Genomic DNA, 23,211 nt, shown 5'->3' with positions numbered 1-23,211 from the left:
TCGATTATATTCGAACAATAGAAATATACCACTTTATATGTTATAGTGCAAATATATTAACTTATACAAGCAGGTGAAAAAATGCGTACTCTCTATCATCCAAATCGAGAAGAAATTCAATTCTCTTCTGTCTTATATGCACTTAGCGATCAAATTCGTTTACAAATTGTAACTATGCTACTAGAGAAAAATGAACAATCTTGTGGTGCGTTAAACATTCCAATTGCAAAATCAACTTTATCTCATCATTTCAAAGTTTTACGTGAATCTGGTGTTATGTTTACACGACTTGAGGGAACGCAACGTTTCATTTCAATTCGTGAAGATGATTTAAATGCTCGATTCCCTGGTTTATTAGATGTTGTAATACATGCGACAGAACCATACTAAAAAACATCTCATATAAATATGAGATGTTTTTTAGTAATTACTATTCTTTTAATAAATCTATTAATCCATTCCCTTCAGATGTACGTTCATACCCTAAAGGTACAGTCCTTTTTATAAGTTGCACATATATTTCCGGCTCTGATAATTTTCTACCATACTCTCTCTCACACTGCTTTATGAGAAGTGCTAGCGCCCCAGCGACATGCGGCGTCGCCATTGAAGTACCACTTAATACCGCATATTTCCCCTCTGGATACGTAGACAGTATTTCATCACCCGGCGCTACTAAATCAATTTCTTGATTTGAATTACTAAAGCATGAAATTTTCCGTTCTAAATTAACAGCACCTACTTCAATTACTTCAGAATAAGCACCTGGAAAATCTAATTCTTCAGTATCATCGTTACAATCTCCATCATTTCCTGCAGCGCACACGACAAGTACGTCTTGTTTTACCGCATTTTGAATAGCTTCATGTAACTCTTGTACATCTTGCGGACCACCAAGTGACATTGAAATAATTCTTACTTTCTCTTTATTCGGTCCTCTCCAATTTACAGCATAATGAATGGCCTCAATAATTTGCTCATAACTTCCAGAACCATCTCCAGCTAATACTTTTAAAACTAACATTTTAGAAAGTGGTGCGACTCCTAGTACACCCACTCCATTTTCAGTCGCTGCAATTGTCCCCGATACATGAGTACCATGCCCATTATTATCAAGATAAATATTGGGATTTCCTTCATAATCTTTTGTGAAATTTCTCCCACCAATAATACGATCTTTTAAATCTACATGATTTACATCACAACCTGTATCTAAAACAGCAACGACAATGTCTTTTCCTTTCGCGCTCTTTTCCCATACTTGCGGAGCATGAATCAATTGTACACCTGGTGGAATTTCATTTACTTGTTCAACCACTTTATTTACAGTAAACGGAATTAATTTAATGCCTTTTTGTTTATTCGCTGTACTACTATTCATCGTAATCCCTCCTGAAAATATATTATTTTCATTTCAGACCACTATTGAATGCGTTTAGATTTAACATTCGTTTTATTCGTTCCATTTCCCTTCCTCTCAAATGTTTCTCAATAAACAAAAGAAAAGGACCATTAATGGTCCTTTTCTTTTTCAGTTTTTCAATAGAATAATATAAAGTGAAACTATAATCAGTGGGTGGTGTTCATCCCCCACTGATTATTAGCCCTCACCAATCGGGCTTTTACGGGCAGTTGATCTCCCACCTAACTTCTTTGCTTCAGCCGAGTTTTGAGGTGGGAGTTTTACTGCCCACAAATAGCGGGATAAATTAAGACTAAATCTTACTCTTGTTCAAAAACTGCTCAATTTCTTTTATTACATGTTTTGCGCCTTCTATACTAACAGTAATGTTTCCATTTGCTAATGAAATATTTTGGTCTGAAACATCACCTGTTATTTGACAAGCATTGTAAGGTTGATATTTTTGTAAAATGACTTTGTCTTCTTCTACAAAAATTTCAAGTGGTGATTTGATTTGTATTCCTAATACATCTCGTAATTCTTTAGGAATAACTATCCGTCCCAATTCATCTACTTTTCGAATAATTCCTGTTGCTTTCATGTTACTCCCCCCTTACTCTCTATTATTTTTTTCACCTCGCTATTTTCATTTTATCACTATACATTTGGTAATGCCTTACTCTTTTTAGAAAATATAGTACAAAAGTTAAAAAAACACATTTAACGAATATTCAATCTTTCTTTCAATTGTTTTAAATAACGCGATCTTATAATTAAGAAGTATACAACTTGAATACCTACGAAAATACTTAATACAATTGTATTTTCTTTAAACAGTGAGTACTCAAACATTTGTCCTAACGCAGTTAATGCTACTGCCCCGTGTAATGTTGCAACTCCAACTGGAACGAAGAATAAAAGCGCTAAGCGGATTGTGACTACTTTCGATAATTCCCCTCTCGTCAATCCAACTTTTCGAATCATTTCAAATAAACGAGTATCGTCCTCCAAATCTGAAAATAAACGGAAGTAAAGGAAGCTTCCTGCACAAACGAAAAATACAATACCAATAAAGAAACCTACAAATAAAATGGGTCCTGCGATTTGTAGACTTTGATTTTGATCGTACTCTTCTGCACTAAACGTTGAATGTTCTTCATAAGGCTTCATCTGAAGCGTAAGTTCCTTACCGACCTCAATTTCATCTTTCGCGGATTGTGTTTTATACATATAATCTTTTTCTTCTTTAAATCCATCTTGTAATGAATCATATTGATTTTTAGAGATTACATACACATTACCTCTTAGTATTTTACTTAATGAAGAAGTATTAACTTTTTTCACATTTAAAGGTTCATTCATATTTGGTAAAGTAATTTCTTTTCTTTCTTTCATCGGTGGTCCGGGTATTTCGACTGACAAAAATAAAGCCTCTTTATTTGATACAGTATTAAATGGTTCTCCTGTTAACTTTAAATATTCTTTATAATCTGATTCTTTTATAAAAATGGCGCTTCTTAACGACTGCTCCTCCGTTTTCTTCGATGAAATATTTATTTTTGAAGCTGCTATATTATGTTTCTTTAATCCTTCGTCAATGATTTTCAGATGCTGTGGCTCATTGCTATTACCTTGCTTAGACTGATAGTGAAACGCAATTGGTCTGTCCATAATTTCTTTCGTCATCGAAGCAAACCCAACCAATGTACCTATTGCTGAAAATGCTACTGTTGAAATAATCGTTACAATAAAGAACATCCTTGCATTATCTCTCATACGGTATGCTAAATCTGACAAAGTAATAATATTTGTCTGTGTCCAATAGAAACGTTTGCTTTTTTTACATAATCGAATAATAAAGACGCTCAACTGCTTGTACAGCAAATACGTACCAATAATGACTACCGTTGTAACAGGAATCATCATTATAAATACCATTGCACCATGTGACATAAGAGCTCCTGCATAACCAGCGCTAAGCAATAATACTGCTAATATAGAAGAAATTATAGATGCCTTCGGTTCTGGCTTCGCCTCTGCTGATCCTCTAAACAATTTCATAATTTTATTTTTACGAACCATTCCTGCACTAAACAATGAAATGATCATAAATAATACGAAAAACATAATACTCGTTACAACAATCGCTTTCATCGGTATGTAATAGGATAAAGAGATATCTAGTTTTAATATCATCGGAGCTACAAATATTAATATCCCTGAAAACAACATACCTGAAAGCATCCCAAAAATTATTGCTCCTATTCCAATCATTATATTTTCAAAGAAGATAAGACGCTTTAATTGATATTTCGTCATACCTAGCATCATTAAAATTCCTAGTTCACGCTTTCTCGTTTTTAAAAACATTCCCATTGAATATAAAATAAAGAAGAATGTAAATAAGTAAATAATAGACTGCGCAAAAGACATACTTACGAATACGTACTGTCCTAATTCTCCAGCACTTAATGCCGGATGAAACGCAAAAAATGAATACACGAAAAAAGCCATAATTGCAAATGCACTACTCAAAAAATAAGCTGAGTATGTTCGTCTATTTCGCGTTACATTTCGAAATGCGAGTTCTCTAATGTTCATACTACTTCTCCGCCCTTCTACTAACTATACTTTTATATTAGTAAAGTTCGGAAATACCTTCCATCGATTCAAATGACAAAAACCTTACATTATTGAAAGGTTTTAAACAATTGCTTATATAAAACAGTTTCATTATAATGACTACATTCATACACGCATCCTATTGTATATTCGTTAGTTTTGCGAAATAATAAAGGATAGAAGTATGTACCAATATACATATAAACTTATTTACCGCTTTAATATGAATAGGAGGAAAACATAATGACATTACAAGAACAAATTATGAAAGCATTACATGTTCAACCTGTAATTGATCCGAAAGTAGAAATTCGTAAACGAATTGATTTCTTAAAAGATTATTTAAAAACTACAGGTGCAAAAGGATTTGTACTTGGAATTAGCGGCGGACAAGACTCTACACTGGCAGGACGTTTAGCACAGCTTGCAGTCGAAGAAGTTCGTAATGAAGGTGGTAACGCAACGTTTATCTCCGTACGTCTTCCATACAAAGTACAAAAAGATGAAGATGATGCACAATTAGCATTACAATTTATTCAAGCTGATCAGTCTGTTGCTTTTGATATCGCTTCAACAGTTGATGCTTTCTCAAATCAATACGAAAACTTATTAGGCGAATCATTAACAGATTTCAATAAAGGGAACGTTAAAGCGCGTATCCGTATGGTTACACAATACGCAATCGGCGGACAACAAGGGCTACTCGTTATCGGAACTGATCATGCTGCTGAAGCTGTAACAGGTTTCTTCACAAAATTCGGAGATGGCGGTGCAGATTTATTACCATTAACGGGATTAACGAAACGCCAAGGACGTGATTTATTACAAGAATTAGGTGCAGACGAGCGACTTTACTTAAAAATGCCAACAGCTGATTTATTAGATGAAAAACCAGGTCAAGCTGATGAAACAGAGCTAGGCATTACTTACGATCAATTAGATGACTATTTAGAAGGTAAATCCGTTCCAGCTGACGTTGCTGAAAAGATCGAGAAGCGTTACAAAGTGAGTGAACATAAAAGACAAGTACCAGCGTCAATGTTTGATGATTGGTGGAAATAGAACATAAAAAAGAAGCTAATCTCATTTAGCTTCTTTTTTATACGTTAACGATATACCCCTACTCTTTTCTCTAATAAATCCTGCAAGCAATCTTCATGTTGTTTATTAAACAATGGCGGCATTTTGTCTAAAGGGAAAAACTGCAAATCTAACGTTTCATCACCGTCTATTTTTGTATTCCCTCCAACGATTGAAAACTTAAAGAATATTACAATTGCCTGTGCCTGATCTCCATTCGGATATGTTTGAAAATATTTCGTATACACACCAATGAGCTCATCAATTTCCACATCATATCCTGTTTCTTCTTTTATTTCTCGAATCGCAGTTTCTGCCGCAGATTCCCCGACTTCCATTGCACCGCCCGGAAATCCCCAAGCATTAAAGTCTCCTCTTTTTTGCAGAAGCACTTCACCAAATTCATTAAATACACAACCTCCTGCAAAATTCAAAATAACATAATCATGCCCTATTTTTTCACGTAATTCCTTTATATAATTCGCCATCTGCTTCTCCTTTTTATCCATCTTCCATTATTCTTTTTTATCTTTTTCAAGCAATTCAATAATCCGATCTAACTTCTGATTCATATTAATCACATGTTGTTTTTTCATAGTGTTTTTTTGCAATAATCTTTTAATGAACAGAGTAAATGATACAAAAAACAAAACGATAAGCCCGATTACTAGACAAAAATATATCAATGCAAATATATTATTTTCGAACAAATTCATTCAGCTATCACATCCTCTATTTTCAATTATTTTATCACGCAATTCTAAATAGTCAACGATATTATAAATCAAACACAAAAAGAGCACCTTTTAAAGATGCTCTTTTTCATTAATACGTAAATGTAATTGTCGCTAATGAATAACCTGCCATTGCACTATATGGCGCAACTTGATAAGATACACGCTTTGCACCTTTTGGCCAAGCTATTTCATCTAGTACTTTCTTTATATCTTGCATCGTTCCATCCATTGACTGCTTATATCGTACTTCTACTTTTTCTGGCTTGGAAGCAAATTGTTGCTGTAATTTTTTCTTAAACTCATTGTAATTTTCCGCTCCGTATTGTGCAGATAAATACTTTAAATTTGTTTCTTTTAACATTTGTTCATATACAGCAGTTTTTGAACTACCGGCTTTTATTTTGCTTGTTAATTCGTTGAAGTAGCTTGTAGTTGCCGCTGGATATTCACTACGATCCCATTCATGGTCTTTGCTTAATTGTTCATCAGACATATTAAAATATGAATATGTTACGCGCCCAGCTTTATCAGGAACTGGATCATCGAATGTAGTATCAAGGTGGTACCACTTGTTATCAATGTTCACTAAATTCCATGCGTGAGCTTGTCCATTCCCTGTACCTGTTACAATATGATTTTGAATACCTGCTTCTTTTAGTAATTGATATGTTAACAATGTATATCCTTGGCAAACGGCAGAACGATTCGCTAACGCTTCATACGCTGTATATGCTTGATAAGAAGTATCATATGATACTTCTTTCACAACATAATCATGAATAGCTTTCACTTTTTCATGTTCATCCATGCCTTGTTTAATGATAGAATTTACAATTGCTTTCGCCTGAGACTTTACATACTGTGTTTGCTCTTTTGATTCACGATACTTGACTTGTAATGTAAATGTATAATTCCCTGGCATCCCTTTTATAGAATATTTAGTAGACGCTACATTATATTTTACATACTCATCAGCATCTACAATTTTATTAAACTCACCATACAATTGGTCCATAATATTTCTAGCATTTCTATCTTTTGTTTTATATGTGATTGTAATATTTTCTTCTCTATTATCAATCTGTTTTTTTAATTCTTTTCTGAAATCATTTAACAACTTTGCATCTGATTGTGTTGTCACTGTAGTCAGATTCGTAGCCGCATAAGATACAGCTGACGCCTGTAAGCCTCCCATTACTATAGTTGAACAAAGTGCGGCAGCTGTCACATACTTACTTGTCTTTCCCATCTTGTCACTCCTTACATTCTATAACTATACAAAAAAGTATCGTATAGTTTCAGAGTATACAATACTTTTCAAAATAGGTCATATGAGATTATGCATATTTAACATTTTTAAAAGGGTTGTTCTTTTAGAAAAAGAACAACCCTTTTTTAGCAAGTTTGCAACACACAGCATGTATTTTCAAAATGGCGATTTTTCAAGTCTTCATTTCCAATACAGAAATAAAGCATCCCTAAATCTCCCCACATCATATTACAATTTTTAGTATCTGAATCAATTTGGAATAAGAGCGTCATATGCTGTGGATCTATCCCCATATATTGTCCAGTCTCGTACAATACCTCATCTTGTACAGAGAATGGTTCTCCAAACATTTGATGATTATCATAGTTGTCTGGGATTAGCTCTTCAAGTAATTGCAAGAAACGATCTGAATCCGCCTCATCTTCAATGAAAAGCTCCGGTAATTTATACGTCAGTTCAAAAGTAATTGCACACTGGTTATATTTCGCTTGTATTTCATCTGCTCTACGTAATTGCTCTACAGGGATATCATAATAAATTACACGTCCAGCTTCGGTTGGATCCACATCTTCTTCAAAGTAATTTTCAATACTAAAGAAATATAACATCCCTGTCTTAGGAAGATTGTGATCCATACCAACGTTTTGTAAATCACTTAAATTAAATTGTGCGATAAAACGTAACGGATTCTCTTTGTATGTTGGATATTCAAATGTATTTGGCAAATCAGGAACTCCGCCCATTTTCGAACTGCCTATCGCAATTATTTCCTGTTGTTTTGGCACAACTTTTACACAAGGAAATACAGTATTAATAAGTTCCTGTTTCAAATGTGTTAGTTCATATTTATCAATTAATATTTCAATTTTCTGTTCCATAAATTCTCCTTACATTTACATACTTATTTGTATCATAGCACAAAGATTATACTTCATTCATTGTAAATTCAACAAGCCCTCCAAAAAACGGGCTTATCCCTCGTACGCGAACAAGTTTAAAAAAGCATAGTATACATTGTTCCTACAAACACGATAATTCTTTATTTCTTCCAGTACATTTTCCCCTCGTTCATTTTTATTTTTAATTTAAGGAGGAATTCCACATGGGTTACGGATATAGTTGCGGCGGTTACGGCGGTGGTTACGGTTACGGCGGTAGTTGTGGTGGCGGTTGTGGTTATGGAGGTTTCGCTTTATTAATCGTTTTATTTATCCTTCTAATCATCATCGGAGCTAGCTGTTGGGGCGGCTTTGTAGGCTGCTAGTAAACTTAAAAACTATTGTAAAAAAGCACGTACAATACGTGCTTTTTTTCCATTTTCATTTTTTAGAAAGGAAGTATGTTCAATGAAAATTGATGGTGTTTTTGAAGGAGGCGGTGTACGCGGAATTGCTCATGTAGGGGCAATTTGCGCGTTAGCCGAAAAAGGATATGAATGGGAACGTTTAGCTGGAACATCAGCCGGCGCTATTATTGCAGCTCTTCTAGCAGCAGGATATTCTTGTTCCGAATTAAAGACGATTGTAACAGACATTGATTATGAAAAATTCACTAAAAAAACTTTTCTTGATAAAATCCCCTTTATTGGTAAAGGATTAAGCGCTTGGTCTACTCTAGGTATTTATTCAAATGTATTTCTCGAAGAATGGCTAGAAGACCTGCTTAGAAAAAAAGGAATTCATTTGTTTACAGACTTACCCGATTTGAATAAACTCAAAATTATCGCTTCAGATATAAGCAATGGTAAAATGGTTATTTTTCCTGATGACTTGCCAAACTACGGATTTTTAAATTATCGCTTCTCTATCGCTAAAGCAGTAAGAATGAGTGGAACCATTCCTTTCTTCTTCGAACCAGTGAAATGGAGAACCCCAAAATGGAAACAACCTTGTTATATGGTTGACGGCGGTATTTTAAGTAATTACCCAATTTGGATTTTCGATTCACCGACTTCTCCTCGCTGGCCTACCTTTGGATTTCATTTTGTAAAAGATGAGATTCAAGCTGATCCCGCCCACTATGACGAACCTATTTCCATGTTCAAAGGATTATTTAAAACGATGATGCAAGCTCATGATTTACGTCATTTAGATAAAGAATCAAAGGCTAGAACTATTACAATTCCAACAGGAATCATTACCAGTACTAATTTTCAACTAACTAAAGAAGAGAAAGAATGGCTCTATAACTCTGGTTATAATGCAGCTAATAAGTTTTTACAATCCTGGAACTTCAGACAATATGTTGATGAATATAGAGACGGCAATCAGGATCGAAAAACAAATCGGTATTTCCGCCAACTTGACTCATAATTATATTATTTTCCCTGTCACACTTTAATAGTAAATAAGCCTAATAATATAGTACATTATTAGGCTTATTTACTTCTTATGTACTCTCCCATTATTTAAGGATAAGTTAACCCTTCAGCTTCTTCTGCGGTAATTACTATGTAACGGTTTCCGGTTCTTAATCCTAACAGTTCTGCTTTTTCAACTGCATCCTGTTTTGTCTCTGCATAAGCAGCTAAATATTTATCCCCATCGATAATTTGGCAAATCACATATTGTTTCATGGTTTTCTCCTTTTACCCTTTAATTAATTGCGCAATCTTTTTTATTCCAACTTCAATTTCTTCTACAGTTGCATAGGAATAAGAAAGACGTAAAAATTGGTTAGCACTTCTATCATACAAAGTGCCTGGGTTTAACAACACCCTTTCTTGTAAAGCTTTTTCAAATAAACTACGATTCGAAATTGGTAGATTTATATGTAGCCAAATGTAAAAGCTTCCTACTGGCTCATGCCAAGTTGCAATGCCACTACAATACTTTTCTAACATACTTATCATAAAATCTCTACGTTTTTTCAATTCACTTCTTACAAACTGTAAATGTTCATCATACAATCCATTTTCGAACCACTCCGCTGCAATCTGCTGGGATATAGAACTTGAACCATAATCAGTTTGCATTTTTATATCTGCTAATCTTTGAATAACGGATTCTGATCCAACAACCCACCCAATTCTTAAACCAGGACTAATGACTTTGGACATACTTCCAATATGTAGCACGATCCCATTTTTATCATATGCCTTTAAAGGTTTTGAAACTGGTGCATCGAACCATAAATCTTGATATACCGCGTCCTCAATAATAGGTAATCCAATTTCATTACATATCTCCATCACTTCTTCCCTCTTCTTAGCGTTCATACTAAAATTGGTCGGATTATGAAAAGATGGGATTGTATATAAAATAGATGCGTTAAATTGTTTCTTATATCTTGTAATGTATGAAGTATTTATACCATTCTCATTCATTGGTATTCCAATCAAGCGCATTCCTGCTGATTGAAATACATTAAGCGAATATAAATATGATGGTTTTTCTAATAAAATTGACGCTCCTTTCGGAAGAAGCCCCATAGAAATAAGCTGCAATGCTTGAATTGCCCCTGAAACAATTAAAATAGAGTCAGGAGATACATATACCCCATGCCCTTTTAAATATTCCGCAATTTTTTCTCTTAAATGGAGATTCCCTTTCGGTTCCTCATACCCAAGTGGAACATTTGATTGTAAAATTTTATTAATAATACCCTTCATCTTTTTCTCAGGCAAGAGACTCGGTGAAAGTTCACCTGTTCCTAATCGAATTACATTGGGAGTAAATTCAGCTTGATTAATCTCTTGTACAGCAGGAAGATTCGGATAATGAAGTCCTGTTTCTACGTAAGACTGCCAGTTTGGAGGCGGGGCATATGTTGAAGTATTCTCACTATTTTTTATAACAATTGTTCCCTTCCGTCCATTCCCCTCAATATACCCTTTTGCTATTAACTCATCGAAAGCCATTACAATTGTACTTCGGTTCACTTCAAACGCATGCGCCAAAGCTCTTTGTGAAGGTAATTTAGTTCCAATTGTCCATTCCCCATTAACAATTCTCTCTTTTATATAAGATTCTATTTGTTTATACAAAGGAATAGATGAAGACATATTAGGTTTCCAAACGAGCCTTTCCATTATATCACCTCACATATTTTATGGTTGGTAACCTATCCAACCATATGGATGGATACAAATTTTCATTTCTTCTATACAATATAGACTATCATAATTAATCAAATTAAGTAGGAGGTAATCTGATGAGTGAAGCAATTATTCACGGTATCATCCTTGCATTTGGTCTTATCATTCCATTAGGTGTCCAAAATGTTTTCGTCTTTAACCAAGGCGCTAGTCAACCAAATATTTGGCGAGCTGCTCCTGTAGTCTTGACTGCATCTATATGTGATACATTATTAATATTAATTGCTGTACAAGGTGTCTCCCTTGTCCTCTTAACTTTCTCTTGGTTAACAACCACCTTGTATATGATTGGATTTTTCTTTCTTATGTATATGGGCTGGGTTATTTGGAGAAGCGATTCTTCAAATGATGTAAAACAAGAAAAAAGCATGCCTTTAAAAAATCAAATTATTTTCGCCGCATCAGTTTCATTACTAAATCCACACGCAATTTTAGACACAATTGGTGTAATCGGAACAAACTCTATACAGTACATAGGAAGTGAGAAATGGGCTTTCACTTTTGCAACAATTATAGTTTCTTGGATCTGGTTTATTAGTTTAGCTTTTGCTGGAAAATTTCTAAAAGGATTTGACTCAACAGGAAAAACGATTATAGTATTAAATAAAATTTCAGGGCTACTCATATGGGGAGTCGCACTTTATATGTTACAACAAGTTGTTTTTCCTAACTAATTAAAGAGAATTGCATGTTATGTAATTGGCATGCAATTCTCTTTCGCATTATGAAGTTGGTTCCGGTTTCTGTTTTAACATCATTTCATCTTTTGCTGGTTTAATCCAAATAATTGCTATGACAGCACCAATAGCAGCGAAGATGCTTGTTAAATAAAACACTTCATGGTCTGCCCCTTTCATAAAAAAAGAATACAGGGGTGGTCCAGCTGCTACACCGATAAATCGCATTGAACTATAAAATGACGTAACTGTCCCCCTCTGCTCTTTTTCAATCCCTTGTGTAATAAGAGCATCTAGACATGGTAACGCCATACCAATTCCTCCCCCCATAATAACGAGACAAAGAAGTAGCAAATAGATTCCTTTTAGAAATAAAGGTAAGAAGACAGATGCAGCAGCCAGTAAAAATCCAATATAGATACACTTTTTCATAATATCTTGTTTATCTCCAATTTTTTTACCAGCCATATATGAGCTAAGTGATAGTACAAGTAAAGGAATAGCGAGTACACACCCTTTCCATATACCATGAATATCGTACTTCGACTCCAGTATAGTTGACAGATAAAAAAGTATTCCGAATAAAATAAGCATAATAATTGCACCTAGTATAAAAATGGCAATTAACCATCTTCCCTTTTTTCGAAACGTAGAGATAATAGATTGAATAAATTCTTTAAGTGGTGGGACTTCTTCTTCTTGTTTCTTCGCCTTTACTAGTACCAGTAGTAAAACAATCGATATTACACATAAAACTGGAATCGCCCAAAATGGTAAGAACCATACAATAGCTGCAAGAGCTGATCCTAATATGGGACTCAATACTTTTCCAAATGTATTTGACGTCTCAATGATTCCTAAACCTGCACTAACCTGTTTTTCATCTTTGTATAAATCACCGACACATGGTATGACAACTGGCATAGCACCAGCAGCACCTATCCCTTGAATTGCTCTTCCGATAAGAATCCAAACATAAGGGTTATCAACTTTCCATGATACCCATCCCGTTATCGCTCCTCCAATAGCTGCAATTAATAAACTTGGAACCATTACCATCTTTCGTCCCCATCTATCTGATAAATAACCAGCAATCGGTATAAGTATAATTGCAATGATAGAATAAATTGTAATTATCATGGATACTTGGAAAGATGAAATATGTAATTTCTTTTCAATGGTTGGCAGGATTGGAATAAGCATTGAATTACCTAGCGTCATAACAAGTGGAACTGATGCAAGTGCAATTAAACAACAGTTTTCTTTTTTAACATGTTGATTTCGGAACCTTTCATCATATATTTCTTACCATATAATAGCCCTGCTGGAAATTATGTTTACATTCCACCAGGGCTATTTCATCTTTACTACTTTCCATTTACAACAAAAGAAATTGGGTAAAATATAGCATTACTCCTATTCTTTGAATCCTGTTCACAATATATCCATACCAATTAATTGAAAATAAAAAAGAAAGGAAGAATCCTTCCTTTCTCCTATAACCTTCTACATTTAGCGAGTATATCCGCCACCAAGCTGTTGTTCTGCCATTGCTACAAGGCGTTTTGTAATTTCACCGCCTACAGAACCGTTTGCACGTGAAGAAGTATCAGCTCCAAGCTGTACACCAAACTCTTGTGCAATTTCATATTTCATTTGATCTAGAGCTGCTTGTGCTCCATGTGATGCTAATTGATTAGCGTTACGATTTCTAGCCATTACCGATCACCTCCTTATATATATTAAACTGTATCAAATCCGAAATTAAATACATGGTAATTTTTGGTTATTGATAAAATAAAAAAGAGTCTCCTAAACGAGACTCTTTCATCATTTCACCTTATGAACTTACTACTTCTAATTTTCTATTCGTTAATGCTTTCATTTCTTCTTTCAATATATCTTTCGCATTATGCCCAAACCATTCAAGCGAAGCAAAATGATCAGTATCTCTCACTTCCCGGATGATTTCATCATAGTTTACAATACCTTCAAATAATGGAACCATTCCTATACGACTTCCAGCAGCGGCATATACATTATTTGGTTCAAACACGTGTAAATAATCCGCTGATGATATATTCTTAAAATGGTAATGTTGTATCCATGGCTTTAATCGATGAAAACTATCTACAGGGTCTGCACCAGACTCCCATATATGAAGAAAATCAAGGTTTATTTTTAAATATGGATGATTTACTTCTTCTAACAATTTCAAAGTAGACGGCAAAGTATCCGTTAACGTATTTGGATGTGTTTCTAATAGTATATACATATTATGCGGAGCAAATAGATCACAAATCATGCGAATTCGCTCCACATACTCTTTTCTCTCTTGTTCCGAGAAATCCTCACTACCTTTTTGCCCGGCAAACGTACGAATTTTATTTGTATTAAACCAATTAGCTAGTGTTACCAGCTGTTCACATTTTTCCATCGTTTTTTGAAAATCCGCTAATAATGATATGTCCAAGTAATCACTTATCATCGTAACTTCTAAATTTTTATCCTTTAAATAATCTATTTCTCGTTCTGTCGTTTCACGCTCTTGCATATATAAATTTTGTGCATGGGTCCCCCACAACTCAATTCCTTCAAAACCGTTTTCGTATGCAAATTGAACAATATCAGTAAATGAAATTAGTTGATGGCGAAATGAAATTGTACATAGCGAATATTTCATTGGTTTGAACTCCCTTATCTTAAATTCAATGAACTTGTATTAGTTAAGAAAGACTGATTTGTTATCATTTCTTTCCATAACAGAAACTGTTTCTCTAGTTCATCCTTAATTTGCAGTTCAATTGTATTCATTTCATCAAGTTTCTCAACAATTGGTAATAACATATCTTTATTATTTGTCATTGCCATTTTAATAGCACGGTACTGTACATTTGTAAATCCTTGTACAATGTCTTCCACTCGATCACACCAATAATCAAATTCTTGCTCCGAATATTGTAAAGTTTCACGGAAGTATGCAAAGGCATGTTCATAGCTATATTTACGTATTGCCAATACGGGTATTTGCTTTACTGCCGTTACGAGCCCGGAAAGTGAATACCCATCCTCTTCATTTACCATTTTTATTATTAATTTTTTTAATTCCATTGTTAGTTCATTATCATCTTTTTTGAATGTTTCCATGAAATAACTTTCTACCATCTCTTGTGTTGGCTCCTGAATTCCTTCTATATCAATGAAATAGCCTCCACCAAATGGGTTGTCTTTAACAGAATGGAGCACTTTTTCTCTTTCCATATTCCCTTCCCAGCGAAAATCAGGATCAAGCATGAACCATTCATCTTCTTTCTCTGTCTTCGATATCATTAAGTAATGCGGAAACGGTTTTTGATGAAACTTATTTTCTCTCTCAGGCAATAAAGACATATCAACCATTACAATTACGTAACGATTTTCTGGCTTATTTTCTACTAATTCTAAAAATGTTTCTACATTGCTACTTTTATCTTTTGAATGATCGTACCATTCGTTCACTTTAATGCCATACAATTTTTCATACCAAAGTAAGTAGTTATCATGATTAATGTTTTCGGAATGATAAGAAATAATCCCGCCTTCTGTTATATCAAAATCTCCATCCCATAATCCGAAATAAAATGGACGGAAATCTATATCGCTACGCCTTTTTATAATTTCACAAAAACAACTCACTAAACAGTGAACTTTAATTGAAGTCATACTCTCATCCACTTTCCTAAAAGGTTAGTTATTCACATTTATTTCGTGTAACGGCTGTAACTCTTCCATAAAGTCAAGCAAAGATCCTACAGTAAGAAACGCCTTTGGGTCTATCTCATCCTCTGGAACGCATAGCTTTAAATCCATTTCTATGTATACTATAAGCTGTAACATCATTACCGAATCTATATATAAATCTTGATTTAAACGCATCGTTTCTTCTAAATGCGTTACATTTTTCAGTTCCATTTTTTCTCTCATAATACTTAAAATTGCTTCTTTTAACATTTCACGACTCATGTTGTTATCTCTCCCATCTCTAATAACTTCCGACTTACTTTCCCTGTTTTATTTTTCGGAATCTCTGCTACATTTTCAATTTCATGTGGCACTTTATAAGACGGTAAATGCTGTATGCACCATTCTCGTATTTGTACTGGTTCAATACGAGAGACTACTTTCGCTTTTACTATTTCTCCCATCACAGGATGCTTGCCCCGGTATACAATCGCCTCCTGAATACCTTCTAATCGAAGCATCGTTTCTTCCACTTCTATAGGAAATACCTTTAGACCGGACACATTAATAACATCATCTATTCGCCCCATGAAATGAAGGCCTTGCTCAGATCTATAACCTAAATCTTTTGTATAAATCTCCTTTTCAGCAATTTTTACTACGATTTCTTCAGGTTCATCTTCATTTGAACCTATGTTAATACTTACATGAGGAAGTGGTTTTCCTAAATCCAAATGTGTTTCCATAGCATGACATATACTAATGCAACCAGCTTCAGAACAGCCGTACTGCTGCATCATGTATTTCGTCATGCCCTTTAACTTATAAAATAGCGTTTCTGGCAAAGGTGATCCTGATGTCATAATTTTATGAAACTGAAAAGTCCCTTGTGGAAAACTCCCCATAATATGTAACATAAGTGGTACTGCGTATATGATATGTTTTTCGGTATTACGAACTATATTTAATGCGAATTTAGGGTTTTTATTTGTAATGATTATAGGCTTACTACCTCTCGTAATTGCTGATAACGTGCCACAAATTAATCCGTATGAATGTGAAACTGGAGCCATTACAATTGGCACTTCGTCTTCTTCACATTTTAAAGCTTCATTGTAAGCAGCAATTTCTGTTTCAATTTCCGTCCATGCTCTACGAATCAGTTTTGGCTCTCCTGTTGTACCTGAACTATACTGCAATAAAGACGGTTCTTCTTGTAATAGATTTGGAACTTCTAATTTTGTAAAGTCGTTACTTTCTCCGTATAAAAGTGCAGTACACTTTGCGCGCTTTGCCATTTCAATAGCTGTATCCTTTGGCGTATCTTCATGAATAAGTAGTACAGATGCTCTTTTTTCTTTTAGGAAAAACACAAGCGTAATAATATCGAATGGATTTTTCAGACAAAGTGCAAATCTATTTCCTTCTGCTTCTTGAAATTGTTCCACTCCCTCGTAACCTTGTAATCTCAATTCAAAATCATATTTGCTAAATTCTTGTTTATTAACGATTAGCATGATTTCCCCCTGTAACAACTGATTTTTGTATTGTAAGTTGCTTTGCTCTATACAATGGATTTGGAACTTCATGAACAAGCGATTCCACATCCATATATAAACGACGCTTCGTTAATTGCTCTGCATGAAATGTAGGTGCATATAATTGTAATGCTTCAAAACGTTCTTTCAAATGCGAAAATCTTTCAAAATGATCTTCTATCTCTTCAACAAGAATGATCCAAAATTGTTCCTCTTTCAACTGATACTCATCTGCCAGCACGAAAGCCAGTTCACCTAGATTGAATAGGAAAAGCGCATCTAAAACCATTTCTTGTAAACATTCAATACGGTCCATTTCAAAGAAATCATTCATTTGACCATTCGCATATGTTTTATGCATTTTAGTAAAGTCAGGACATTTTTCGAGTTCTTTCAAAAATGGACGATAAAACTCCAGTCCTTCATGAAAATCTTTTAGTGCAATACGGACTGGTATTCCCTCTTCATGAACTAAAATCATGTTTTGTCCATGTGATTCTAATGCGACTCCATGCTCTACAACGAGGTGTACAACTGGGATAATTGCTTTTTGAATAAGCAATTGTAACCAGCTTTCTACTCCATATCTCTTTAACCACAAATCAATAGTTGGTGTCCCATTTTTTCCCTTGGCATATAAACCGTTAAATGGGATTGCCTCTTCTTTCTTATCTAAATATTTGTGAACGCTTTCGCGCCAAACACATCCTAATGAGCCATACGTAGCTTTTTTATTCGCATCGTACGTAACACTCGAAAATTCATTTAACAAAATTAAACGCGATTCATCCCTTAAATAAGGGTCATGATTTACTATATCTTTTAACCAATTCGATATAGCAGGTGCACTCACAACCGAATGTGGTTTTAATGTACGGATAGTTGAAGTATTGAGTAAATTCATTGATAACTTTACATATGGTTTCTCTCGATTCGTAACATTTCTTAATGTCCGCATCGACTGCTGCGCGCAATAATCATCTTCTGATTTCCCTAAATAAATAATATATTTACCCTGTATATGGTCAGTATAATTCGGAATAATAAAGTTCTCCCACTGCCAAGGATGAACAGGTATAAACATGTACTTCTTCGAATCACAGTCCATTGTTCGAATACGATCCATATACTCTTCGATTTTCTTTTCACCAATTTCTTCTTTAAAGGTACAGTTATAACTCTCTTCACTTTCATATCCTACAGTTGTATATTTCTCATGAACTGCAATCCATATAATTTTCATTGGTTGCATAAATTCAAATCCATATTGAAAATTATCACGATATTGAAACCCGATGCGTGCTTTATAACTAGGATGATACGGGTGTCCATCTATTAAATGACTTTCAAGCTCATCATAAGATTTCGCAAGATAGTCTTCTTCACAACTTCTCTCATATTGTGCAATCGTATCTTTAAAGATTGTTTGTTCTAATTCTTGAATAAAAGAATCCAATTTCGTTCGATCCACTTGAACAATCCGAAAAATCTCCTGTAAAAATTGTGAAACTGATTGTATTTCTTCTTCCTCATCTTGAACTCTCATTATTAATGAGTCATGTAAACAAATACGCCCAAATGTCATACGTTCTCGCCCATAGCATTGGTACATTACATTTTGATCCTTTTCATCAAGACCTTGTATAATAAAAAGTATTTGCTCTCCCTTTTGTATACGAATCGGCGTAATGATTTCTTCATAAATTAACGATTCTACTAATTGCCGGAATACTCTTCTTCTTACTGAAATGTACTCTTTTGATTGGAGTGCCTTCAATATTTTTATGTGATAAACTTCTTCTTTCATAAATCCCTCCGCTATAATACGGAATATCAAATTCCATTATTTGTATTACGTGAAATTTTAGCACTACTTATGAACGAACAGCCACTTCTCTAACGAGTGGATTATCTACTTGTACATAAATTGCTTGCTCTAAAGGATTTGTCAGTTCATCAACATCGAAAAATCTCGTTAGCAAATTTGCTTTACATGCTAATTTATTTTCTTCCAACAATTCACTTAAAAATGTAGAAGGTTCGCGGTTATATGGAAGGAACGCTTCAAGTACAGACCTTAATTCCGAAAGAAGAATTTCCTCCTTTATTAATCCTGCTGTACCAAAACCGTTAATTAGTCCAAACATATGATTAAAAATTAAATAGTAACGAAATCTTTCATCTACAATGTAATCGTCATATAAATTCCCAGTACGTTCGCCAATACCCGCTAGTTCATTATCTAGCACTGACTTCATTGAATTGCAGAAATAAAAACCTTGATTATCACGGAAGTAAAACTTAACTGGATAACCATCTTTCAATTGAACAACACTATTTTGTTGATGCGCTTCTAATGCAACGCCATAACGTAAATACATCCATACCATCGGCTTTAAAGAGATATTCATATATCGTCTAAACCACTCTAAACTTACTTCTTCACAGCTTCTACCTTCTAAATCCGCTAAGTGATAAATAATATTCGATAAACGAGTACGTTCTCCCGGTATAGCATCTTGAACTAGTCCTGCAATTAAAGTAACGTCATTTGCATGTTCACTATAAAAAGGATTCTCTCGAATAATCACTTCAAATCCAGACTCTTTTGCTCCATAATTTAAGGTAATAAAGGCTGGATCACAAATAAAATCAAAACCTGGATACTTTTCTAGTACTTCACCAATTGACGTATTTAACATTTCCTTCCCTTCAAGGCCACTCTCAAGTTCCTTCAACTTATTAATGCGCATTGAATTTGTTACTTTCACCGGAAATGAAAACTTAAGCATATATTTCGAATGAGGATGATATAGCGTCCTAAGTGATGATGTTGCCATATAATACTTACCTACGGGACCCATATACTCAAGTACTCCTTGATTTATCCACTCTTGTACATAAGGTTGATGTAATAGCCATTCTGCTTGTAGCGGATGGATTGGAATTAATGAATATTCATCTTCTTGACAGTACTCTTCAATAAATTCTTGACCTACCTTTTCATCGTTCTTTAATTCCTTTTTTATCATCGCCGTTGTAGAATCTTGTAACAATGACTTTTCACTTACTATACTTTTATGTGCCCGAAAATAGTGAAGTTGGCACTCCCCTTTTAATTCAGGAGAATACATGGAACTTTTCCAATCCAATATACCTTGTCTACTCTTTGGTGTTGGATGAGTTAAATGTCCAAATAATAAAGATTGCTCCGCCTCAATAAAAGTTGTATGGAAACCATATAATGCAGATGTATCTTCTGCTCTCTTTTTTGTAAATCCCTCAATATTTTGACAACTACGAATAACTCGAAGCATAAGTTCAGCAGGGTTAGTTCCTTCTCCATAGTTGATAGACATCTCTTTTATTAAAAATGTAATAACTGTAACGTAATCTGCTTTTATAACAGTTTTAGTTTCTCCGATTTGATAATAAAACTGTTCTCCAAACAAATGGCGATCTGTTGATGATTTATATATAACTTCTCCATACAAAGTAACCTTCTGTGCCGATAGCCGACAACATAAATATGTGGGGACTATATTTCTATTCAACGTATTACTGAAGATACTTTCTATTCTTTCATCCTCTGTAATCCATTCTCCACTCCCTGTTTCTCTTAAATAACAGTTTAAAAAGCTTTGTATTGTTGCATGTTCTGCGATTTGTTTCGCATGCTGCATACTGGTCCTCCTCTTTTAGACGAACACTATTAAAATTTCCATAAAACTATCGATAATTGAATTTCATTATCAATCACAATTTTAATTGATAATGATAATCATTTCAATATATATTTCAGAATTTTTTTATCTGACTAAACCTTTTGTCTTTTCCACAACATTAAATCCGTATGCAAAAAAACATCAATATAATTATTGATGTTTTTTAATATCCGTAAGTTTAATTTACATAATATAATTATTCAAACCTAAATTGATAATGTTTTGTATAAACAATCCATATTTCGCCACACATATGCTATTTCTTCTATATGTAGTCTTTCTAAAAATTTTGTATCAATTTTTTCAGGATTATATTTTTCATAAAATTTTTTAGAAGGATTATTAGAGACAACCCAAACTAAAAGAGATTGCATATTATTTTTTTTACAATCTGATAGTAAAGCTTGAAATAAAAGTTGTCCTATCTTCATTCCTTGATACTCTTGTAAAATGTATATTGCATATAATTCCCCATCACAATTATATGTCCCCGTTCTTTCAGCTCCACCATCGATAAATCCGATAATTTCCCCATTTAACGTCTCTGCTACAAACCTATATTCGTTCTTATCATCTTTTTGGAAGATGCTTTTCCACAGGTTTTCTCGTTGTTCATACGTTATATTGTCTAAAACCCCGTTAGAAAATATCCCTTTATACGTTGTTTTCCAGCTTTCCACATGCACTTTTGCTATACTTGCAATATCATTTTTCGTTGCCCTTCGAACATGTATCTCCATCACTTATATCCCCCTTTGTAATTAATTATAGCAAAATGTTTTTCCCATATAAAAAAAGAGTAAATTTTCATCACCCTTTTCAATCTTTTTTATCTACTTTCAACTTCAACAGATACGACATGATCGATTTCTTTTAGAGAACTATATAACTCAGTTGTATATAAATCTTCTGGAGCTAAAATTACCATTTCTAATTGCTGAGATGCTCCATTATCAATATCTTTAATTTTCACTCGCTTCACTTGCATATTTAAATTTTTAATTTGCTTAAAAATCCCATCTAACTCTCGATGCTCATTTACAGTAATTTTGATAGACAAGTCCTTTTGTCTCAATGAATATGGGCCTGCAATTTTCACAAGGTGAGGAAGTACATTAATCGCTAATATAATTAAAATCATAGCAACCGTCGCTTGTATATAAAAACCTGCGCCAATCGCAATACCTAGTGCTGAAGCGGCCCATACCATAGAGGCTGTCGTTAATCCTGAAATAACGTCATTATTTCTTCGTAAAATTACCCCTGCTCCAAGAAAACCAATCCCACTAACAATTTGAGCGGCGAGACGCATTGGATCCATGTTTGTATGACCCGGTACAGAATAAACATTCACTGATTCAATTGAAACCATTGTAATTAAACAACTTGCTACAGAAATAACCATACTTGTTTTCACACCAAGCGGTTTATTCTTTAGCTGCCTATCTATCCCGATGAATAATCCTAAAAAGAGTGCTAAACCTAATTTGAATAAAAATTCATATGACATATTTCATTCTCCTTACTTTACAATGTTTTCCTTCGAATAATACACTATAACTCTTTTATGATATCAATTCCAGTCTTTTCTATTCATTTAACGACAAAAGCCGAAAAAACACTTTTTGCAATGTTTCTCCGGCTTTTTCTATAGCTTTTTTATTAGGATTAGGATTAAGATCATTATTTATTTTTGTTCTTTAGTCTTAATCTGTGCATCTTTGTAAAATGCTAATTTACTGTCATTATACTCTTTTGTGTGTTTATTAAATTGTTCTTTCGCCTTTTGCGCTTCCACATTTAACTCATTAACAGTTTTAACTTTTTCACCAATTTCTTTTAACTTCGTTTCTTTTACTTTTAATTTTTCATACAGCTCTTTTTCATTCGCTAACGCCTTCGTGTAATCCTCATTCATTTTTTGGAATGCAGCATAACGGTTTTTATACGACTCTTCTACTGCTTTAGCTTGTTTTTGTAATTTCTTATCTTCAAGCTTCTCTATATTGCTTTGAACTGATTTCGTCTCCTTCTGAGCTTTCTCTAACAGTTCTTTCTCGTTTTTCAATACTTTCTCACGCTCATTTACATTTGCAGTAGCTTCCTCTATCTTCTTCGTGACTGCTTCATTATGTTCTTTACCTTCTTGTAAAATTTGAGAATATAGTTCTTGCCCTTGCTTTTCTAATTGCTCTAACTTTTTCGTATCATCAGCTAACGATTTTTCTTGTGTCGCTGCTGTTTCAAAAGCCGTATATAAATTTTCTTCTGGTTTTTCACCGAAACAACCTGATAATAATCCTACTGATAATGCTCCAACTACTGCTACTTTTCCATACTTCAA

26 protein-coding genes are annotated in these 23,211 nt (G+C 34.0%); 6 read left to right on the top strand and 20 right to left on the bottom strand.

Going from position 1 to position 23,211, the window contains the following annotated elements:
- Positions 1–81 precede the first annotated feature (81 nt).
- Positions 82–390 (top strand): ArsR/SmtB family transcription factor, encoded by a 309-nt coding sequence (locus JFU54_RS25955; protein WP_016102179.1) that lies wholly within the window; start codon positions 82–84, stop codon positions 388–390.
- Between the two features lie 40 nt (positions 391–430).
- Here the strand turns inward: JFU54_RS25955 and JFU54_RS25950 are convergent, their stop codons facing one another.
- The 3 genes from JFU54_RS25950 to JFU54_RS25940 form a co-directional block, all read right to left on the bottom strand.
- The gene (locus JFU54_RS25950; protein ID WP_201066948.1) at positions 431–1,381 is read right to left on the bottom strand and encodes a serine protease; all 951 of its coding nucleotides are present in this window, start codon (positions 1,379–1,381) and stop codon (positions 431–433) included.
- Positions 1,382–1,715: 334 nt separating this feature from the next.
- Positions 1,716–2,003, bottom strand: coding sequence for an AbrB/MazE/SpoVT family DNA-binding domain-containing protein (locus JFU54_RS25945; protein ID WP_002012401.1), 288 nt, complete (start codon positions 2,001–2,003; stop codon positions 1,716–1,718).
- Between the two features lie 119 nt (positions 2,004–2,122).
- Positions 2,123–4,003, bottom strand: a complete 1,881-nt coding sequence (locus tag JFU54_RS25940) for an ABC transporter permease (protein WP_201066942.1) — start codon at positions 4,001–4,003, stop codon at positions 2,123–2,125.
- A gap of 264 nt (positions 4,004–4,267) precedes the next feature.
- Here JFU54_RS25940 and nadE point away from each other — a divergent pair, with 264 nt between their 5' ends.
- Positions 4,268–5,086, top strand: coding sequence for an ammonia-dependent NAD(+) synthetase (gene nadE, locus JFU54_RS25935; RefSeq protein WP_002064947.1), 819 nt, complete (start codon positions 4,268–4,270; stop codon positions 5,084–5,086).
- 44 nt (positions 5,087–5,130) lie between these two features.
- Here the strand turns inward: nadE and JFU54_RS25930 are convergent, their stop codons facing one another.
- From JFU54_RS25930 to JFU54_RS25915, 4 genes are all read right to left on the bottom strand, one after another.
- Positions 5,131–5,592, bottom strand: coding sequence for an NUDIX hydrolase (locus JFU54_RS25930; RefSeq protein ID WP_016094227.1), 462 nt, complete (start codon positions 5,590–5,592; stop codon positions 5,131–5,133).
- A 27-nt stretch (positions 5,593–5,619) separates the two neighbouring features.
- On the bottom strand, positions 5,620–5,820 hold the full coding sequence (locus JFU54_RS25925) for a DUF4083 domain-containing protein (RefSeq protein WP_002064945.1): 201 nt from the start codon (positions 5,818–5,820) through the stop codon (positions 5,620–5,622).
- Positions 5,821–5,929: 109 nt separating this feature from the next.
- On the bottom strand, positions 5,930–7,090 hold the full coding sequence (locus JFU54_RS25920) for a transglutaminase domain-containing protein (protein WP_201066940.1): 1,161 nt from the start codon (positions 7,088–7,090) through the stop codon (positions 5,930–5,932).
- A gap of 146 nt (positions 7,091–7,236) precedes the next feature.
- Positions 7,237–7,989, bottom strand: coding sequence for a YwqG family protein (locus JFU54_RS25915; protein ID WP_113938259.1), 753 nt, complete (start codon positions 7,987–7,989; stop codon positions 7,237–7,239).
- Positions 7,990–8,213: 224 nt separating this feature from the next.
- Between JFU54_RS25915 and JFU54_RS25910 the strand changes: the two genes are divergently transcribed.
- Complete coding sequence (locus JFU54_RS25910) at positions 8,214–8,375, top strand: YjcZ family sporulation protein (protein ID WP_002012392.1); 162 nt, start codon at positions 8,214–8,216, stop codon at positions 8,373–8,375.
- A gap of 82 nt (positions 8,376–8,457) precedes the next feature.
- Positions 8,458–9,423 carry a patatin-like phospholipase family protein gene (locus tag JFU54_RS25905; RefSeq protein ID WP_002141372.1) on the top strand — a complete coding sequence of 322 codons (966 nt, stop codon included), beginning with the start codon at positions 8,458–8,460 and terminating at the stop codon, positions 9,421–9,423.
- 95 nt (positions 9,424–9,518) lie between these two features.
- Here the strand turns inward: JFU54_RS25905 and JFU54_RS25900 are convergent, their stop codons facing one another.
- Together JFU54_RS25900 and JFU54_RS25895 are read right to left on the bottom strand one after the other, a co-directional pair.
- A complete protein-coding gene (locus tag JFU54_RS25900) occupies positions 9,519–9,686 on the bottom strand; it encodes a DUF3933 family protein (RefSeq protein WP_002012388.1) in 168 nt (55 codons plus the stop codon).
- Positions 9,687–9,698: 12 nt separating this feature from the next.
- The gene (locus JFU54_RS25895; RefSeq protein ID WP_201066938.1) at positions 9,699–11,141 is read right to left on the bottom strand and encodes an aminotransferase-like domain-containing protein; all 1,443 of its coding nucleotides are present in this window, start codon (positions 11,139–11,141) and stop codon (positions 9,699–9,701) included.
- Positions 11,142–11,263: 122 nt separating this feature from the next.
- On the opposite strand from JFU54_RS25895, the gene JFU54_RS25890 reads away from it, so the two are divergent.
- A complete protein-coding gene (locus tag JFU54_RS25890) occupies positions 11,264–11,881 on the top strand; it encodes a LysE/ArgO family amino acid transporter (RefSeq protein WP_201066936.1) in 618 nt (205 codons plus the stop codon).
- Between the two features lie 48 nt (positions 11,882–11,929).
- On the opposite strand, the gene JFU54_RS25885 is transcribed toward JFU54_RS25890, so the two are convergent.
- Positions 11,930–13,087: an MFS transporter gene (locus tag JFU54_RS25885; protein ID WP_374100999.1), complete on the bottom strand. Its 1,158-nt coding sequence runs from the start codon at positions 13,085–13,087 to the stop codon at positions 11,930–11,932.
- On the opposite strand from JFU54_RS25885, the gene JFU54_RS30430 reads away from it, so the two are divergent.
- A complete protein-coding gene (locus tag JFU54_RS30430; RefSeq protein WP_374101001.1) occupies positions 13,023–13,163 on the top strand; it encodes a hypothetical protein in 141 nt (46 codons plus the stop codon). The two genes, JFU54_RS25885 and JFU54_RS30430, sit on opposite strands and share 65 nt — an antisense overlap.
- A gap of 233 nt (positions 13,164–13,396) precedes the next feature.
- Here JFU54_RS30430 and JFU54_RS25880 read toward each other — a convergent pair whose 3' ends face one another.
- The 10 genes from JFU54_RS25880 to JFU54_RS25835 form a co-directional block, all read right to left on the bottom strand.
- Positions 13,397–13,603, bottom strand: coding sequence for an alpha/beta-type small acid-soluble spore protein (locus JFU54_RS25880; protein ID WP_000113539.1), 207 nt, complete (start codon positions 13,601–13,603; stop codon positions 13,397–13,399).
- A 121-nt stretch (positions 13,604–13,724) separates the two neighbouring features.
- Positions 13,725–14,567, bottom strand: coding sequence for a sugar phosphate isomerase/epimerase family protein (locus JFU54_RS25875; RefSeq protein ID WP_201066931.1), 843 nt, complete (start codon positions 14,565–14,567; stop codon positions 13,725–13,727).
- 14 nt (positions 14,568–14,581) lie between these two features.
- Positions 14,582–15,586 carry a DUF6005 family protein gene (locus tag JFU54_RS25870; protein ID WP_002126945.1) on the bottom strand — a complete coding sequence of 335 codons (1,005 nt, stop codon included), beginning with the start codon at positions 15,584–15,586 and terminating at the stop codon, positions 14,582–14,584.
- Between the two features lie 24 nt (positions 15,587–15,610).
- Complete coding sequence (gene asbD / locus JFU54_RS25865) at positions 15,611–15,886, bottom strand: petrobactin biosynthesis protein AsbD (protein ID WP_201066929.1); 276 nt, start codon at positions 15,884–15,886, stop codon at positions 15,611–15,613.
- Positions 15,883–17,121 carry an AMP-binding protein gene (locus JFU54_RS25860; RefSeq protein ID WP_193663769.1) on the bottom strand — a complete coding sequence of 413 codons (1,239 nt, stop codon included), beginning with the start codon at positions 17,119–17,121 and terminating at the stop codon, positions 15,883–15,885. Before JFU54_RS25860 ends, asbD begins: the two co-directional genes overlap by 4 nt.
- Entirely contained in the window at positions 17,108–18,949 is a 1,842-nt protein-coding gene (locus JFU54_RS25855; RefSeq protein ID WP_201066927.1) for an IucA/IucC family protein, read from the bottom strand. The genes JFU54_RS25860 and JFU54_RS25855 overlap by 14 nt, the downstream gene beginning before the upstream one ends.
- A gap of 67 nt (positions 18,950–19,016) precedes the next feature.
- Positions 19,017–20,825: an IucA/IucC family protein gene (locus JFU54_RS25850; RefSeq protein WP_201066925.1), complete on the bottom strand. Its 1,809-nt coding sequence runs from the start codon at positions 20,823–20,825 to the stop codon at positions 19,017–19,019.
- 248 nt (positions 20,826–21,073) lie between these two features.
- A complete protein-coding gene (locus JFU54_RS25845; protein WP_033706680.1) occupies positions 21,074–21,610 on the bottom strand; it encodes a GNAT family N-acetyltransferase in 537 nt (178 codons plus the stop codon).
- Between the two features lie 86 nt (positions 21,611–21,696).
- Complete coding sequence (locus tag JFU54_RS25840; RefSeq protein ID WP_002064923.1) at positions 21,697–22,377, bottom strand: MgtC/SapB family protein; 681 nt, start codon at positions 22,375–22,377, stop codon at positions 21,697–21,699.
- Positions 22,378–22,554: 177 nt separating this feature from the next.
- On the bottom strand, positions 22,555–23,211 hold the full coding sequence (locus tag JFU54_RS25835; protein WP_002202330.1) for a YkyA family protein: 657 nt from the start codon (positions 23,209–23,211) through the stop codon (positions 22,555–22,557).

Origin of the sequence: Bacillus sp. TH19 (assembly GCF_016651075.1) — a bacterium.
GTDB classification, from domain to species: domain Bacteria; phylum Bacillota; class Bacilli; order Bacillales; family Bacillaceae_G; genus Bacillus_A; species Bacillus_A mycoides.
This window is presented reverse-complemented; position numbering and strand designations above follow the sequence as displayed.

Excerpts from the sequence above, each read along its gene's own strand:
- JFU54_RS25955 (WP_016102179.1), top strand. The coding sequence starts at position 82 with ATGCGTACTCTCTATCATCCAAATCGAGAAGAAATTCAATTCTCTTCT.
- JFU54_RS25950 (WP_201066948.1), bottom strand. The coding sequence starts at position 1,381 with ATGAATAGTAGTACAGCGAATAAACAAAAAGGCATTAAATTAATTCCG.
- JFU54_RS25945 (WP_002012401.1), bottom strand. The coding sequence starts at position 2,003 with ATGAAAGCAACAGGAATTATTCGAAAAGTAGATGAATTGGGACGGATA.
- JFU54_RS25940 (WP_201066942.1), bottom strand. The coding sequence starts at position 4,003 with ATGAACATTAGAGAACTCGCATTTCGAAATGTAACGCGAAATAGACGA.
- nadE (WP_002064947.1), top strand. The coding sequence starts at position 4,268 with ATGACATTACAAGAACAAATTATGAAAGCATTACATGTTCAACCTGTA.
- JFU54_RS25930 (WP_016094227.1), bottom strand. The coding sequence starts at position 5,592 with ATGGCGAATTATATAAAGGAATTACGTGAAAAAATAGGGCATGATTAT.
- JFU54_RS25925 (WP_002064945.1), bottom strand. The coding sequence starts at position 5,820 with ATGAATTTGTTCGAAAATAATATATTTGCATTGATATATTTTTGTCTA.
- JFU54_RS25920 (WP_201066940.1), bottom strand. The coding sequence starts at position 7,090 with ATGGGAAAGACAAGTAAGTATGTGACAGCTGCCGCACTTTGTTCAACT.
- JFU54_RS25915 (WP_113938259.1), bottom strand. The coding sequence starts at position 7,989 with ATGGAACAGAAAATTGAAATATTAATTGATAAATATGAACTAACACAT.
- JFU54_RS25910 (WP_002012392.1), top strand. The coding sequence starts at position 8,214 with ATGGGTTACGGATATAGTTGCGGCGGTTACGGCGGTGGTTACGGTTAC.
- JFU54_RS25905 (WP_002141372.1), top strand. The coding sequence starts at position 8,458 with ATGAAAATTGATGGTGTTTTTGAAGGAGGCGGTGTACGCGGAATTGCT.
- JFU54_RS25900 (WP_002012388.1), bottom strand. The coding sequence starts at position 9,686 with ATGAAACAATATGTGATTTGCCAAATTATCGATGGGGATAAATATTTA.
- JFU54_RS25895 (WP_201066938.1), bottom strand. The coding sequence starts at position 11,141 with ATGGAAAGGCTCGTTTGGAAACCTAATATGTCTTCATCTATTCCTTTG.
- JFU54_RS25890 (WP_201066936.1), top strand. The coding sequence starts at position 11,264 with ATGAGTGAAGCAATTATTCACGGTATCATCCTTGCATTTGGTCTTATC.
- JFU54_RS30430 (WP_374101001.1), top strand. The coding sequence starts at position 13,023 with ATGGATACTTGGAAAGATGAAATATGTAATTTCTTTTCAATGGTTGGC.
- JFU54_RS25885 (WP_374100999.1), bottom strand. The coding sequence starts at position 13,087 with ATGCTTATTCCAATCCTGCCAACCATTGAAAAGAAATTACATATTTCA.
- JFU54_RS25880 (WP_000113539.1), bottom strand. The coding sequence starts at position 13,603 with ATGGCTAGAAATCGTAACGCTAATCAATTAGCATCACATGGAGCACAA.
- JFU54_RS25875 (WP_201066931.1), bottom strand. The coding sequence starts at position 14,567 with ATGAAATATTCGCTATGTACAATTTCATTTCGCCATCAACTAATTTCA.
- JFU54_RS25870 (WP_002126945.1), bottom strand. The coding sequence starts at position 15,586 with ATGACTTCAATTAAAGTTCACTGTTTAGTGAGTTGTTTTTGTGAAATT.
- asbD (WP_201066929.1), bottom strand. The coding sequence starts at position 15,886 with ATGAGTCGTGAAATGTTAAAAGAAGCAATTTTAAGTATTATGAGAGAA.
- JFU54_RS25860 (WP_193663769.1), bottom strand. The coding sequence starts at position 17,121 with ATGCTAATCGTTAATAAACAAGAATTTAGCAAATATGATTTTGAATTG.
- JFU54_RS25855 (WP_201066927.1), bottom strand. The coding sequence starts at position 18,949 with ATGAAAGAAGAAGTTTATCACATAAAAATATTGAAGGCACTCCAATCA.
- JFU54_RS25850 (WP_201066925.1), bottom strand. The coding sequence starts at position 20,825 with ATGCAGCATGCGAAACAAATCGCAGAACATGCAACAATACAAAGCTTT.
- JFU54_RS25840 (WP_002064923.1), bottom strand. The coding sequence starts at position 22,377 with ATGTCATATGAATTTTTATTCAAATTAGGTTTAGCACTCTTTTTAGGA.